The sequence below is a fragment of the Paenibacillus sp. AN1007 genome, from assembly GCF_040702995.1.
Lineage (GTDB): Bacteria > Bacillota > Bacilli > Paenibacillales > Paenibacillaceae > Paenibacillus.
Map to the genome: position 1 here is coordinate 707,501 of NZ_CP159992.1, position 15,130 is coordinate 722,630.

General features: G+C 47.5%; 11 protein-coding genes, 9 tRNA genes, 2 rRNA genes and 1 pseudogene (1 of these 23 only partly in view). 21 read left to right on the forward strand and 2 right to left on the reverse strand.

What is annotated here, in order from left to right:
• From ABXS70_RS03170 to tnpA, 20 genes are all read left to right on the forward strand, one after another.
• A 23S ribosomal RNA gene (locus ABXS70_RS03170) occupies positions 1–1,883 on the forward strand; it begins 1,043 nt to the left of the window's first position.
• Positions 1,884–1,978: 95 nt separating this feature from the next.
• Positions 1,979–2,095, forward strand: a 5S ribosomal RNA gene (gene rrf / locus ABXS70_RS03175).
• Positions 2,096–2,179: 84 nt separating this feature from the next.
• Positions 2,180–2,255: transfer RNA gene (locus ABXS70_RS03180), tRNA-Asn, on the forward strand.
• A 4-nt stretch (positions 2,256–2,259) separates the two neighbouring features.
• Positions 2,260–2,331, forward strand: a tRNA-Glu gene (locus tag ABXS70_RS03185).
• A gap of 7 nt (positions 2,332–2,338) precedes the next feature.
• Positions 2,339–2,414: transfer RNA gene (locus ABXS70_RS03190), tRNA-Val, on the forward strand.
• Positions 2,415–2,431: 17 nt separating this feature from the next.
• A tRNA-Met gene (locus ABXS70_RS03195) sits at positions 2,432–2,505 on the forward strand.
• Between the two features lie 26 nt (positions 2,506–2,531).
• Positions 2,532–2,609, forward strand: a tRNA-Asp gene (locus tag ABXS70_RS03200).
• 18 nt (positions 2,610–2,627) lie between these two features.
• Positions 2,628–2,702: transfer RNA gene (locus ABXS70_RS03205), tRNA-Gly, on the forward strand.
• A 6-nt stretch (positions 2,703–2,708) separates the two neighbouring features.
• Positions 2,709–2,785: transfer RNA gene (locus ABXS70_RS03210), tRNA-Arg, on the forward strand.
• 15 nt (positions 2,786–2,800) lie between these two features.
• Positions 2,801–2,879, forward strand: a tRNA-Leu gene (locus tag ABXS70_RS03215).
• Between the two features lie 7 nt (positions 2,880–2,886).
• Positions 2,887–2,960: transfer RNA gene (locus ABXS70_RS03220), tRNA-Pro, on the forward strand.
• 190 nt (positions 2,961–3,150) lie between these two features.
• Positions 3,151–3,843, forward strand: coding sequence for a BofC C-terminal domain-containing protein (locus ABXS70_RS03225; RefSeq protein ID WP_342552505.1), 693 nt, complete (start codon positions 3,151–3,153; stop codon positions 3,841–3,843).
• A 295-nt stretch (positions 3,844–4,138) separates the two neighbouring features.
• Entirely contained in the window at positions 4,139–4,642 is a 504-nt protein-coding gene (gene ruvC, locus ABXS70_RS03230; RefSeq protein WP_342552504.1) for a crossover junction endodeoxyribonuclease RuvC, read from the forward strand.
• The gene (gene ruvA / locus ABXS70_RS03235; protein WP_342552503.1) at positions 4,639–5,253 is read left to right on the forward strand and encodes a Holliday junction branch migration protein RuvA; all 615 of its coding nucleotides are present in this window, start codon (positions 4,639–4,641) and stop codon (positions 5,251–5,253) included. The genes ruvC and ruvA overlap by 4 nt, the downstream gene beginning before the upstream one ends.
• Positions 5,254–5,309: 56 nt before the next feature.
• The gene (gene ruvB / locus ABXS70_RS03240) at positions 5,310–6,320 is read left to right on the forward strand and encodes a Holliday junction branch migration DNA helicase RuvB (RefSeq protein WP_342552502.1); all 1,011 of its coding nucleotides are present in this window, start codon (positions 5,310–5,312) and stop codon (positions 6,318–6,320) included.
• Positions 6,321–6,436: 116 nt separating this feature from the next.
• Complete coding sequence (locus ABXS70_RS03245; protein WP_366293817.1) at positions 6,437–8,521, forward strand: SpoIID/LytB domain-containing protein; 2,085 nt, start codon at positions 6,437–6,439, stop codon at positions 8,519–8,521.
• A gap of 7 nt (positions 8,522–8,528) precedes the next feature.
• Positions 8,529–9,557: a tRNA preQ1(34) S-adenosylmethionine ribosyltransferase-isomerase QueA gene (gene queA / locus ABXS70_RS03250; RefSeq protein WP_342552500.1), complete on the forward strand. Its 1,029-nt coding sequence runs from the start codon at positions 8,529–8,531 to the stop codon at positions 9,555–9,557.
• 34 nt (positions 9,558–9,591) lie between these two features.
• Entirely contained in the window at positions 9,592–10,728 is a 1,137-nt protein-coding gene (gene tgt, locus ABXS70_RS03255; protein WP_342552499.1) for a tRNA guanosine(34) transglycosylase Tgt, read from the forward strand.
• A 68-nt stretch (positions 10,729–10,796) separates the two neighbouring features.
• Positions 10,797–11,108, forward strand: coding sequence for a preprotein translocase subunit YajC (gene yajC, locus ABXS70_RS03260; RefSeq protein WP_342552498.1), 312 nt, complete (start codon positions 10,797–10,799; stop codon positions 11,106–11,108).
• Positions 11,109–11,330: 222 nt separating this feature from the next.
• Positions 11,331–11,804 carry an IS200/IS605 family transposase gene (tnpA, locus tag ABXS70_RS03265; protein WP_366293454.1) on the forward strand — a complete coding sequence of 158 codons (474 nt, stop codon included), beginning with the start codon at positions 11,331–11,333 and terminating at the stop codon, positions 11,802–11,804.
• A 159-nt stretch (positions 11,805–11,963) separates the two neighbouring features.
• Here tnpA and ABXS70_RS03270 read toward each other — a convergent pair whose 3' ends face one another.
• A complete protein-coding gene (locus ABXS70_RS03270) occupies positions 11,964–12,353 on the reverse strand; it encodes a TIGR04086 family membrane protein (protein ID WP_366293822.1) in 390 nt (129 codons plus the stop codon).
• 178 nt (positions 12,354–12,531) lie between these two features.
• Between ABXS70_RS03270 and ABXS70_RS03275 the strand changes: the two genes are divergently transcribed.
• Complete coding sequence (locus ABXS70_RS03275; RefSeq protein ID WP_366293825.1) at positions 12,532–13,284, forward strand: DUF421 domain-containing protein; 753 nt, start codon at positions 12,532–12,534, stop codon at positions 13,282–13,284.
• Position 13,285: 1 nt separating this feature from the next.
• Here ABXS70_RS03275 and ABXS70_RS03280 read toward each other — a convergent pair.
• Positions 13,286–14,922 (reverse strand): annotated as a pseudogene (locus tag ABXS70_RS03280) (polysaccharide biosynthesis protein).
• Between the last annotated feature and the right edge of the window lie 208 nt (positions 14,923–15,130).

Below are 15,130 nucleotides of genomic sequence, written 5' to 3' on the forward strand. Positions count from 1 at the left end.
AGCTAAGGTCCCCAAGTGTGTGTTAAGTGGGAAAGGATGTGGAGTTGCACAGACAACCAGGATGTTGGCTTAGAAGCAGCCATCATTGAAAGAGTGCGTAATAGCTCACTGGTCGAGTGACTCTGCGCCGAAAATGTAACGGGGCTAAACACACCACCGAAGCTATGGCTTGATGCTTGCATCAGGGGTAGGGGAGCGTTGTATAAGGGTTGAAGGTGTACCGTAAGGAGCGCTGGACATTATACAAGTGAGAATGCCGGTATGAGTAACGAAAAGATCAGTGAGAATCTGATCCGCCGAAAGCCTAAGGGTTCCTGAGGAAGGCTCGTCCGCTCAGGGTAAGTCGGGACCTAAGGCGAGGCCGAAAGGCGTAGTCGAAGGACAACAGGTCGAAATTCCTGTACCACCGTAAATCGTTACGAGCGATGGGGGGACGCAGTAGGGTAGTGACGCAGGCTGATGGATGCCTGTCCAAGCAGTAAGGCTGATGTGTAGGCAAATCCGCACATCATAAGGCTGAGCTGTGATGGGGAGTGAAAATTACAGTAGCGAAGGTCATGATCTCACACTGCCAAGAAAAGCCTCTAGCCAGATGAAGGTGCCCGTACCGCAAACCGACACAGGTAGGCGAGAAGAGAATTCTAAGGCGCGCGGAAGAACTCTCGTTAAGGAACTCGGCAAAATGACCCCGTAACTTCGGGAGAAGGGGTGCCCCGGTAGTGTGAATAGCACGAGGGGGCCGCAGTGAAAAGGCCCAAGCGACTGTTTAGCAAAAACACAGGTCTGTGCGAAGCCGTAAGGCGAAGTATACGGGCTGACGCCTGCCCGGTGCTGGAAGGTTAAGGGGAGTGGTTAGGAGCAATCCGAAGCTGTGAACCGAAGCCCCAGTAAACGGCGGCCGTAACTATAACGGTCCTAAGGTAGCGAAATTCCTTGTCAGGTAAATTCTGACCCGCACGAATGGCGTAACGACTTGGGCGCTGTCTCAACGAGAGATCCGGTGAAATTTTAATACCTGTGAAGATGCAGGTTACCCGCGACAAGACGGAAAGACCCCATGGAGCTTTACTGCAGCTTGATATTGAATTTGGGTACGATCTGTACAGGATAGGTGGGAGCCTTTGAAGCATGAGCGCCAGCTTGTGTGGAGGCACCGTTGGGATACCACCCTGATCGTATCTAGGTTCTAACCTGGTGCCCTTAGCGGGTACGGGGACAGTGTCAGGTGGGCAGTTTGACTGGGGCGGTCGCCTCCTAAAGAGTAACGGAGGCGCCCAAAGGTTCCCTCAGAATGGTTGGAAATCATTCGAAGAGTGCAAAGGCATAAGGGAGCTTGACTGCGAGACCTACAAGTCGAGCAGGGACGAAAGTCGGGCTTAGTGATCCGGTGGTACCGCATGGAAGGGCCATCGCTCAACGGATAAAAGCTACCCTGGGGATAACAGGCTTATCTCCCCCAAGAGTCCACATCGACGGGGAGGTTTGGCACCTCGATGTCGGCTCATCGCATCCTGGGGCTGAAGTAGGTCCCAAGGGTTGGGCTGTTCGCCCATTAAAGCGGTACGCGAGCTGGGTTCAGAACGTCGTGAGACAGTTCGGTCCCTATCTGTCGTGGGCGTAGGAAATTTGAGAGGAGCTGTCCTTAGTACGAGAGGACCGGGATGGACGTACCGCTGGTGTACCAGTTGTTCCGCCAGGAGCACCGCTGGGTAGCTATGTACGGACGGGATAAGCGCTGAAAGCATCTAAGCGTGAAGCCCCCCTCAAGATGAGATTTCCCAGTATGTAAGACCCCTTGAAGACGACGAGGTAGATAGGCTGGGGGTGGAAGTGCAGCAATGCATGGAGCTGACCAGTACTAATCGGTCGAGGGCTTATCCAATAGCAAGTTTTAAGTCGCGTAAGTTTCGTTTCGAATCTAGTTTTCAGAGAACAATCACTCTGATGAATGGAAGAAGCTATGCTTCGACCAATCGCGTTTGGTGGCGATGGCGGAGGGGTTCCACACGTACCCATCCCGAACACGACCGTTAAGCCCTCTAGCGCCGATGGTACTTGGACCGCAGGGTCCTGGGAGAGTAGGACGCCGCCAAGCGAACTCTTTCATCATACATAGAAAACAGGTTATGCATGTGGACGTTGTACGATGAATTGCATTTGTTCAGCAGATGCATATTATTCCCTGATAGCTCAGTTGGTAGAGCACTCGACTGTTAATCGAGTTGTCACAGGTTCGAGTCCTGTTCGGGGAGCCATTAAGGCCCGTTGGTCAAGGGGTTAAGACACCTCCCTTTCACGGAGGTAACAGGGGTTCGAATCCCCTACGGGTCATATATATGGAGGCTTAGCTCAGCTGGGAGAGCATCTGCCTTACAAGCAGAGGGTCGGGGGTTCGATCCCCTCAGCCTCCACCATATATTTTTATTAATGACGCGGGGTGGAGCAGCCCGGTAGCTCGTCGGGCTCATAACCCGAAGGCCGCAGGTTCAAATCCTGCCCCCGCAATTTAACTTTCTAATCGAGAGTGATTTGGAACCGTGGTGTAGTTGGCCTAACATGCCTGCCTGTCACGCAGGAGATCGCGGGTTCGAATCCCGTCGGTTCCGCCATTTTATACTTTTTTTCATGCGGAAGTGGCTCAGCGGTAGAGCATCGCCTTGCCAAGGCGAGGGTCGCGGGTTCGATTCCCGTCTTCCGCTCCAATATTTGCGCCCTTAGCTCAGCTGGATAGAGCGTTTGACTACGAATCAAAAGGCCGGGAGTTCGAATCTCTCAGGGCGCGCCATTATTTACATAGTTTGCCGGCGTGGCGGAATGGCAGACGCGCTCGACTCAAAATCGAGTGGGAAACCGTGGAGGTTCGAGTCCTCTCGCCGGTATATATAACGGGATGTAGCTCAGCTTGGTAGAGCACCTGGTTTGGGACCAGGGGGTCGCATGTTCAAATCGTGTCATCCCGATTCAAGAAAGCACTATCTAATCAGATAGTGCTTTTTACTTTTTAAAATAATAAATTATACATATAAGGTTCCAGAAAAGGATAAATGCTCACCGAGTAAGGCTTTTATCCTTTTCAAGCAGGCTTGGTTATGCATAAAATTTCATCCATTAGGTCACAATAGCTTTAAAAAAGTGATTGAAGGGGTTTATGTGAACAGGTTCAGCTTCAGAAAACAATTAAAGAAACGATGGCGGCGCTGGAAACGGACATTTTGGATGACTGCAGCGGTATGCGCAGTTATGATACTAGCATATCGTGGTTTATCTATATCTGCAGCAGTTGAGCGGTTATTAACGACTAATTTTGGTGAGGCTGTAAGCGTTATGGGTACAGTTAAAAAGGATACACGGTCGGATCAAGAGATTCAGCGTCTTGTCACACAGCTTAAAGCTGACAAAGAGCAGCTGATACGTGTTGTTTTACAAACGGAATATATTTGCGGTGTAGAGACGGAACAGTTGGGGAGAATGGATATTCCGCGGCTTAAAATACTGCTTGCTCAGCATCCGGAGTGGGAAGCGAAGATTACTTCTTCGGATACGATGCAGCTGAATCAGAGGGTTGAGGACCTTTCACCGATATGTAAACAAGAAGCATATATCAGCATTGATGCTGCTGGTAATCTTAAACTGTATGAGGGCAAACCTGCTGAAGAGAACGTCATTCGCACGTTTTTTCAACTCGATGTAGGTACGCTGGAAAGTTCACTGCCCGAAGGGGTGTTAGAGCAATTGCAGGAAGGCATTCGCATACAGGATAAAGATGAGTATGATAGTGTAATCTCGACATTTAGTGATTTTGCAGTGGATGAAACACACCGATTGCTTCGTAATGGCGGATAATTGGTGAAACAGGAAATTTTTAAGAATTGAATCGTAAAGGTAAAGGATATGCTAAAAAAAGGCTAGGCCGTATAAGTAAGAATTTTGACTCATGCCTTTCAACTAAGGACATCAAGAGGATGTCCTTTTTGTCGTTTTTAGAAAAGGCATCAAGGATATAAGTGACATGAAGAAAGAATACGCTCGAAATAAAGCAAGCTTTAGCATAGACAAAGTTTTTCCTGCCGCAAGGCGTATCTAATGTTATAATGAAATGAACGATACATATGTTCGCTTTTGTAAGGGAGAGATGGTTTTGCGTTTTTTGGGAATTGACCCGGGGATTGCGATTGTTGGGTTTGGCTTTGTGGACAAAATCGGGAACAAAGTAGTACCCGTACAATATGGATGTATTCAGACGGAGGCTCATACTCCTGATGAGGAACGGCTTCTTCACGTTTATGAGGGGATGGTGCAGCTGATCGATAAATATAAACCCGATGCAGTAGCACTGGAGAAGCTCTTTTTTAACCGTAATGTAACTACAGCAATGTCTGTCAGTCAGGCCAGAGGGGTCATGATCCTTGCTGCTGCTCAGAAAGGTTTGCCGATTGCAGAGTATACTCCGATGCAGATCAAACAGGCGATTGTGGGTTACGGCAAGGCGGAGAAGAAACAAGTGCAGGAGATGGTCAAAATGTTTCTTCGCCTGCAGGTTGTGCCTAAACCGGATGACGTTGCAGATGCGCTGGCTGTTGCCGTTTGCCATGCACACTCATATACATTAAATTCCAAATTGAATGAGGTATTGCGAAAATGATCGATTTTCTAAGAGGACAGTTTATACATGTCGAGAGTGATTATATTGTGCTGGACGTTCATGGCGTAGGTTACCGCGTATTCTGTCCTAACCCTTATGCGTTTGCCAAGCAGGAAGGCGAAATTATTGTATACACTCATCACCATGTGCGTGAAGATGCAATGTTTTTGTTTGGATTTGTGACGAGAGAAGAACAGCGTCTGTTCCGCAAATTGATTGAAGTGTCGGGAATTGGGCCAAAGGTGGCATTAGGTATTCTTGCTGGAGGTACACCAGATCACGTGGTTACGGCGATCTATCAGGAGAATCTGACATTCTTGACGAAACTGCCGGGCATCGGCAAAAAAACAGCACAGCGTATGATCCTTGATCTGAAAGACAAATTGGACGGCTTTGGAACGGCAGCGTATGAAACGGGGCTGTTTGCACCCCCATCGGAAGAGAAGGGAAGCGGGTCTGCGTGGGATGAAGCACGTGAGGGCTTGAAGGCGCTTGGATATACGGATAGTGAATTGGATAAAGTATGGCTCAAGTTGAAAAAAGACGTAACGACTGCAGATTCAGTTGATGTCCTGATGAAGCGGGCACTGCAGATGTTGTTTACGGGATAAGTTCAGGTTTCATAGTATACTAGAGGTGCAGCCTGCAAGAAAAGGTAGGGATAGACATGGATGAACGGATTATATCCGCTAACCTGATGATGGAGGATCAGAACGTTGAACTCAGCCTCCGTCCCCGGTATTTAAATGAATACATCGGGCAGAATCAGGTCAAGGAAAATCTTAAAATATATATCGAAGCTGCCAAGTTACGAAATGAAGCACTGGATCATGTGCTTTTATATGGTCCGCCGGGACTTGGAAAAACGACTCTCGCTAATATTATAGCAAACGAACTTGGTGTTAATCTGAGAACAACTTCAGGTCCTGCGATCGAGCGTCCAGGTGATCTTGCGGCTCTGCTGACCAATCTGCAGGAGGGGGATGTCTTGTTTATTGACGAGATTCATCGACTTCACCGTACTGTTGAAGAGGTCATGTACCCGGCTATGGAAGATTCTGCTCTGGATATTATGATTGGCAAGGGGCCGAGTGCACGTTCCGTTCGTTTGGATCTGCCCCCATTTACATTGATTGGGGCTACGACGCGTGCTGGACTTCTATCCGCCCCCCTTCGGGACAGGTTTGGTGTAATCAGCCGTCTGGAGTTCTATACCGTTGATGAGCTGGCATACATCGTTTCACGCTCGACAGAAATTTTGGGTGTCGAGATTGTAGGCGATGCTGCAGAAGAGATTGCCCTGCGTTCGCGCGGGACACCACGGATTGCCAACCGATTGCTAAAACGGGTGCGTGATTTTGCACAGGTGCGCGGTGATGGCATTATTACACAAGCTCTGGCAGAAGAAGCACTGCAGCGTCTTCAGATTGATCCGCGCGGATTGGACGAAATCGACCACAAGATGCTTAAATCCATGATTAACAGTTTTCGTGGAGGGCCGGTTGGACTGGATACCATTGCGGCTACGATTGGGGAGGAGTCACAGACAATTGAGGATGTTTATGAACCCTATCTGCTGCAGATCGGTATGATTCAGCGTACACCGAGAGGTCGGGTGGTAACAGATCTGGCATATCACCATCTTGGTCTGCCCGTTCCGCCAAGAGACGGCAAATAGCGCCTTACCTTCTTTGGTTATGGAAGTGAATCGAGGGAGTTATCATCAAATGAAGTGAATTCTCTATAGAATCTGACCGATATAAACGAAAGACATACGTGGAGAGGAGTCTGATTGTGGGAAAAGCAATACGAACGAAAAAGTGGAGTCGTCGATTGAAGGTACTGGCGGCTGCTCTATTAACAGCGGGATGTTTGCAGGTGCCTGCTTATGCGGCTGGTAATGATGGACAATTAATCAGAGTAGCCTTGTTTGCCAATTTAGGGAGCACATATAAATCAACGACTCCTATGATTACACTTGAATCGGCCGGAGAATGGAGCCTTCAGTCGGGGGGCGCTGCGAATGCTTCACTTCCTTCCGGACAGGCCAGATTTAGTGCGGATGGATTTCGAGTAAAAGTGTTAGAAACGGCTGATTTCAAAACAGCCGCAGCAGCCGCAAAATTGCTGCAGGCTTCAGCTGATAAACCTTTGCTGTACACCGCATCGTTTAATGGCAAGACGCTTTATCAGCTGTATACAGGTAATTACGGGACAGCTGCACTTGCCGCACAAGCTGTGACACGTGTTCAGAAAACAGCCGCAGCACAATTGGCAGGACAGCAGCCTGTTGTAACAGGAAGCGAACGTTTGTCGACAGGCACGTACAGTTCACTTCAGGAGGCAGAAGCTGTACAGGCAAATCTGCTTTCGGCAGGATTCACTGCATATCCTGTGCTTCTGTTGAATGGAAGCAGTCAAGGATATACAGTATGGGTTGGCGAGGCCTCATCCGCGGCGGAGTTGGACTCATTAAAGCAGCAGGTCGAAGCAAGCGCAGCCGGGATCAGTCTCTCCCCTGTAGGAAACAGTGCAGGTCTGATTATCCGACAGGATGCAGGATTGAGTCTGGATGCTCTCAAAACGGCTCCACACTACACTATTGCAGGCAGTGATGCCAAAGTACTCGTACAGGGGACAGGCAGCGGTATAAAAGTTGTGGAGCGATCTCAACGGATATACCGCGGAGATATGGAGGTCAGCATCGTAAATGGGGACTTGGCTCTAGTAAATGTTGTGCCGCTGGAAAAGTACCTGTACTCGGTTGTCGGTGCAGAAGTCTATTCTTCCTGGCCAGCAGAAGCACTTAAGGTACAGGCGGTAGCAGCACGTTCCTATGCGCTTCAGCAGGGGGAACGATTCAAGATTGCCAATGTGGTCGATACAACACTGAGTCAGGCTTACAACGGAATGAATTCGGAGAATGACAAAGTAACGAGTGCAGTAAATGCGACTGCAGGAGAAGTGATCAAAAGCGGCGGCAAAATTGTAGAAGCCGTATTTTCTTCCAATGCGGGAGGACAGACTGCTCATCCTTCTGAAGTATGGAACAGTGGAAACGGTCTGTTTACCAATGTAGACAGTCGTGGGGATCAGTCTGCGCAGGCCGGACTCCATACATGGTACCACGTTCTGCTGAATACAGGTGTGAGCGGATATATTCGTGAGGACAACGTAAAAGAAGTAACAACAAAAACAGAGGCGGGCCTTTCCAAAGTGACGGTTACAGCTCAAAATACAAATGTAAGACCCATACCGCTAATTCAATCCAATGTAGAGCCGGTTGCGAAAATCAATCCGGGCACTGAAGTTGTTGTACTGGCAAAAGTCGCTCAGTCCAATGATTACGCTTGGGTGAGAGGGCCATTTACTTCGGCACAGTTGGTCAAAACGCTGCAGGGCAAAACGACAAATGCCGTTCCTTCCTCCATCTCAACACTGGAAGTAACCAAAAGGGGGCCTTCAGGACGGGCCCTTGAAGTGACAGCCAATGGGCAGCCGTTGACGGTCAAATACGGAGATACGTACCGTTCTGCCTTAGGGGGATTGCCGAGCACTTTATTTGATATTGCGGGGACCGGAAGTTATACTGTATTAGGCGCTGACGGCAAAAAAGTCAGCAAAACCGGATCGCAGGGTGCTCCTGTTTTATCTGCTTCAGGCACAGGAAGCTCTTCCAGTAATGCACTGGTTGTGATGAGTGCGGATGGACAGGCCAGAGCCGTTACACAAGGTCAGACTTTTATGTTTATTGGTCAGGGTAACGGTCATGGACTTGGTTTATCTCAATGGGGAGCCAAGGGTATGGCGGATGAAGGGTATGATTACCAGACAATATTGAAACACTATTATCAGAATGCCACTATTGTTAAGGAATGAAATGAACATGAATGTGAACTTATATGATTTTGAACTGCCTGAAGAATTGATTGCACAGACGCCGCTGCTGGACCGCACAGCGTCTCGTCTGCTTACGTTGAACAAAGAGACAGGTGAGATTGGTCATCACCACTTTCCTCATATTATTAATGTTCTGGAGCCTGGGGATACGCTGATCTTAAATGATACACGTGTACTGCCTGCCCGCCTTTTTGGTACAAAAGAGGACACGGGAGCGAAAGCCGAGGTGCTGCTGCTTAAAAACCTAGAAGGTGACAAATGGGAGGCGCTGGTCAAGCCGGGTAAAAAACTGCGGGCTGGTTCTGTGATTGTGTTCAGCGATGAGTTAAAGGCCGTCATTAATGAAGTTGGCGAAATGGGGGCACGTACATTAACATTTGAGTACAGCGGAATCTTCCAGGAGATTCTGGATCGATTGGGAGAAATGCCGCTGCCGCCTTATATCAAAGAAACGCTGGACGATCGGGAGCGTTATCAGACGGTATATGCCAAACATGAAGGCTCAGCCGCTGCACCGACCGCAGGTCTGCACTTTACCGATGAGCTGCTTGATCAGATTCGAGCTAAAGGTGTGCATGTCGGCTTCATTACTCTCCATGTTGGCTTAGGCACTTTCAGACCGATGTCCGTGGATGTGGTGGAGGATCATGTAATGCATGAAGAATACTATTCTTTGTCTCAGGAAACAGCTGATTTGATTAACCAGACCAAAGAGCGAGGTAATAAAGTTTTTGCGGTAGGTACCACCAGCTGCAGAACGCTGGAGACAGTGGGAAGTAAGTTTGAAGATGGCATACTGCAGGAAAGCAGCGGCTGGACGAGTATTTTTATCTATCCCGGATACTCCTTCAAAGTCATTGACGGAATGCTTACCAACTTTCACCTGCCAAAATCCACACTAGTGATGCTTGTTAGTGCACTTGCAGGGCGAGAACATATTATGCGCGCCTATGAGGAAGCGATCAAAGAGAAATACCGTTTCTTCAGTTTTGGGGATGCGATGCTGATTTATTAATAAACGATTAACTTTTAGAGGATGATTATAACCAATGGCAGCAATTACGTACGAACATATCAAAACGTGTAAACAATCCGGTGCGCGTCTGGGACGGGTACATACACCTCATGGAGTTATTGAGACACCAACCTTCATGCCGGTAGGTACGCAGGCAACGGTAAAAACGATGAGTCCTGAAGAGTTGAAAGAAATGGATGCTCAGATTATTCTGAGCAATACCTATCACTTGTTCCTAAGGCCCGGACATGAAATTATTCGTCAGGCTGGTGGGCTGCACAAATTTATGAACTGGGATCGACCGATTCTGACAGATAGTGGTGGATTTCAAGTGTTTTCCCTCAGTGAGATGCGTAAGATTACGGAAGAAGGCGTACACTTCCGTTCCCATCTGAACGGAGACAAAAAGTTTCTTTCCCCGGAAGTAGCCATGGAAATTCAGAACGCACTGGGATCGGATATCATGATGGCTTTTGATGAATGTCCTCCATATCCAGCTGAATATGAATACGTTAAGAAGTCGCTTGAAAGAACGAGCCGCTGGGCAGAGCGCTGTCTTGAAAGTCATGCTCGTCCGCATGATCAAGGTTTGTTCGCCATCGTACAGGGAGGCATGCATGAGGACCTTCGTCGTCAAAGCGCGGCTGATTTGACTTCCATGGATTTCCCGGGGTATGCTATTGGTGGACTGAGTGTTGGAGAACCGAAACATTTGATGTATGGTGTATTGGACTATACAGTGCCTTTGCTGCCTTCCAATAAACCGCGCTATTTGATGGGGGTAGGTTCACCCGATGCATTGATTGAGGGATCGATTCGTGGAGTGGACATGTTTGACTGCGTGCTGCCGACCCGAATTGCCCGTAACGGAACAACGATGACAAGCCAAGGACGTCTGGTCGTTCGCAATGCCAAGTTTGCAACCGATTTTGGGCCGCTTGACCCGGAATGTGACTGCTACACTTGCCGCAACTATTCCAGAGCTTATCTGCGCCATCTGATCAAAGCAGATGAAACATTTGGCTTGCGTCTGACAACGATCCATAATCTTCATTTCCTACAGAACTTAATGCGCAATGTGCGCAAAGCCATAATGGAAGATCGTTTGCTTGATTTCCGGGATGAATTTTTCGATCAATATGGTCTGCATGATAATGACAAAGGTTTCTGATTAAAGGTTTTTGCGGAACCGATGCAACAAGCAATATCTGTATGTATAGTCGATAAGGGGGAGTTTTGATGTTTCAAGCTATGACTGCTCAAGCTGCAAATCCTGGTGGTGGAATTTTTTCGTTGATCGTACCTTTGGTACTGATGGTCGCCATTTTCTACTTCCTGATGATTCGTCCACAGAACAAAAAACAAAAGGCTCGTAATGCGATGCTGGGTCAGCTGAAAAAAGGCGACAAAATTGTTACGATCGGTGGTCTTCACGGTACGATTGCTGAAATTACAGAGGACATCGTGGTACTGCGTGTAAACGATGTTACCAAGCTTACGTTTGATCGTAATGCGATCAGCAGTGCTGTAAGTCGTGAAACGGCTGAATAATCGAATATATATTGAGAATATGCACCCGCATATTCCCGAACAGAGAATCGGATCTGAGCAGATCCGATTCTCTTTTTTTTATGGCTTTAGCCAGTTGAGTGCGTGAAACGCGCGAAACAAAAAACCACCCGCTATGCGGGTGGAGGGATGAAGGGTTTGACCATTATGACCATTCCAATACAATTGAGATGTTCAGGCTCAAAAAGAAAGGAATGGTCATTCATGGCAACCAAGAGCTACAGCCTAGCTCACACAAAGTGGATGTGTAAGTACCACATTGTGTTCACCCCGAAGTATAGACGGAAAGAAATCTATAATCAAGTGAGAAGAGATTTAATCGAAATCTTTAAACGTTTGTGCAAGTACAAAGGAGTCGAAATCATAGAAGGTCACATGATGCCCGATCATGTCCATATGTTAGTAGCCATCCCTCCAAAAATTGCGGTCTCCACGTTTATGGGATATCTAAAGGGAAAAAGTTCGCTCAAGATCTTCGAAAAACATGCCCAGCTTAAGTATAAATACGGAAATCGAAAATTTTGGGCCGAAGGGTACTATGTGAGCACAGTGGGTCTAAATGAAGCAACCGTAAGAAAGTATATTCGTGAGCAAGAAGCACATGATCAGGCGGTAGATAAGCTGAGTGTAAAAGAATACGAAGATCCATTCAGCAGTAATCGAAGCAAAAAGAAGTAAAACCAGTTTACTGGTAAGTGAAAGAGACAAATTACACTGAGCCTGAACAGCCCTGCTGTCAGGCTAGCGTCTTTAGGCGCAGTTTGGCAACAGGGGGTTATACCCCAAGAGCAAACCACCCGTTGGACGGGTGGTCCTGATTATGGGAGTTGATCACGATTAACGCTGTGTATTGACACCAAAGATACCGCCTAGAGCTGAGAGCAGAAAGGCACTAAGCAGCTGTAAGCTGTCCTTCCAGTTAAAAGAAGCGTCAAGGGCCAGAAATCCAATAAGCAGCACGAGGAGCCCATAAACGATGCCTGTAACTCCGCCATAATACCATCCCTTCTCACCAGACCGTTTCCCCGCAATGAAACCGCCAATGAGCAGTGACAAACCATGAACGACATAGGTATAGGTAGATAGCTCCTGTTCCCGTAAGCCGCTCATCCACAAGAAGAAAGAAAGAACTAACGCTCCAATAAACATCCAGACAAAAGCATGGCAGAGACCAGACAGAATCGGATTGGACATCCGAAATGAGAACAAGCGGCGAATCAATTGCATGAAGCAACCCCCTTGTACAAGTTTGAAATTATTACAGTGTATGGTCAAGCCTTCTCACTTATGAACTGATTTCCATTAAATGAACGGTTTATTTCTGCATGAGCATTTCAGGTTCAGGTCAAAATAGGGATTGCACTTAAAATATCCCCAGATGCTGAAATTCGAAGGAGGTCCTGTTATGAATTTCACGGATATCGGCCCCCATGTTTACCGAACCGTACTCATGTATTTTCTGGTCTATTGTGCGATTCGTGTTATGGGCAAACGTGAGATCGGCAAGCTGTCCATGTTTGATCTGGTCGTGTCGATTATGCTCGCTGAAATGGCTGCTTTTGTCATTGAGGATATTAAAAAACCGCTCTCTCATGGTATAGCTCCGATGCTGACGGTAATTGTTATGCAGATTGGGATGGCCTATGTTGGCTTGAAAAGTAGAAAGCTTCGCTTGATGATTGATGGGAAACCTACGGTGTTAATCTCTAAAGGTAAACTTCATCGGGATGAAATGCGGAAACAGCGTTATAATTTGGATGATCTGCTCCTCCAGCTGCGTGAACAGAACATAGACAGCATAGGTGATGTAGATTTTGCGCTTCTGGAGACGACGGGCAAATTAACCGTTTTTCCAAAAGATCAAAGTTCCGAAGGCACTTCTTCCGGGTCAGGTTCAGGTTCCAGCAGCTCATCTTCACGAAAAAAAAATCATATTCACTTGAAAGGTTTCCCCGACATCAAATATGAGGGCCTGCCTGTACCGCTAATTATGGATGGGAAAGTGCAGGATGAGAATCTGGAAATGATTGAGAAAACACGTTTCTGGTTGAAAAATCAAATTCAGCAAAAAGGCATCATGGATTTCAAAGATGTGTTTATTTGCTCAATTGACCACAATGGCAAGTTATATATCAGCCCTCGCGAGGACAAAAAGTAAATTACTTGCGGCGTTTAAACCATGAACCAATGAGCGGAGCACGGGATAAATCATGGAAGTCAATCATTTTGGTGATGCCCATAATGAGAAAATAAACGAGTAAACCTGTCGCTGGGGCTAGGATCATTCGCAGCCAAAATGGAAGAAGGGCAGCTGTGTGCTCGTAGACGAGAAGGGTCGCTGCACCCATAATGAACATGCCGGCTCCTGTTTTGACCCAATCCATCAACTTAAATCGGAAATTTAACAGCTGACGTACACTTCGCGCATGTAATAAGGTCACAATCATGGAATTAATACAGATGGCAATGACAGCACCAAAAATACCATATTCGGGCTGCGAAGCCAGCATCAGAATTAAAGAGATTTTGATGACAGCGCCAATAAATGTATTCAGCAAAGCTTTACCTGGACGATCAAGTGCCTGCAGCGCTGCCTGCAGCGGGGCTTGAATATAGATAAATAAAGCAAAAGGTGCCATCAGTTTCAGCATGCTTCCAATCGATGCATCATCATAGAGCAGCAGACACATCGGTTCGGCAAGCACATACATAAATACAGAAAACGGTGCACCAGTGACCAAAGCAAGCCGCAGAGCCTGATGCATTCTTTTATGAATGAGCGCACGATCACCCCGGGCAGCAGCTTCAGACAAAGACGGGACGAGTGATGTCGCAAGAGATGAGGTCAGCGCACCAGGAAGCAGCAGTAACGGGATGACCATCCCCTGTAATGCACCATATTGAGCTGTAGCGAGCCCTTTGGCGATACCGGCAATAGCAAGACTCTGGGCTGTTACGATTGTCTCAGCGAGGTAGGATAGAGAGCCAACAAGACGACCTGCTGTAACAGGGACAGATATAGCCAGCAAACGGCGGATTAATCCTCTTTGGGCATGATTCTTCCCCTCAGACAGCTCTGCTTCTGTTAACAAACTGGATTCCGGTTTCACTGACTTGGATGAAGGAGAGGGCTCCTGTTCTATTTTTATAGAAAGGGGCAGCTCTTTTTTGATTTTGCATAATTCCACAGTAGAATCAGCATTCCACCCAGCTCCCCGACCATTGCCCCCAGCATTGCGCCGGCCGCCGCATGTTCAATTCCTTTAGGAAGCAGCAGCCAGGCAAACCAGATCACACAAATGATGCGGATAATTGTTTCTGTAATAGACGAAATCGCTGTTGGCATCATGTTCTGCCTGCCTTGGAAATAACCTCTGTATACAGCGGAAACAGCGATGATAGCAATCATAGGACTCATGCTGACAAACGTATGATATACCCGTTCATCGGTGAGAACATACTGAGTGATCCAAGGGGCAAACAGAATGCAAAGAAACATAAAAACGACACCGAGAGTGAGTGTGAAACTGAGGCTTATCTGTAAAATACGCTGGGGCGAATAACGATTGGCACCCGTTTCGGCTTCCGCAACAAGTTTGGCTACGGCTAACGGAATCCCTCCGGTAATCAGCGTCACCAGCACGATGAAAAAGGGATAGCTCAGCTGATAGATGCCAACACCTTCTGCGCCGATCACTCGAGGCAGTGCGATACGCGGAATGAAGCCCAGAATACGGTTGATAATGCCTGCCGCGAGCAGAATCATGGCCCCCTGAATAAATGTCTGTTTCTTCAAAACTACCCCTCTTTCCCGGTTGAAGGTACAGGTTATCCTCATTGAAAGTACTGGTTATCCTCATTAATGGGACAAAGCCGTTGTACTTCATCCTATGCTGGCCTTTCATCATCTCATGACAACTTGGACACGATTAACAAAAAGAACCATATCCAGCAAGAAGGAATATGATCGGGGAAGGTCGAATGATGTAGTACTGATGCCGCAT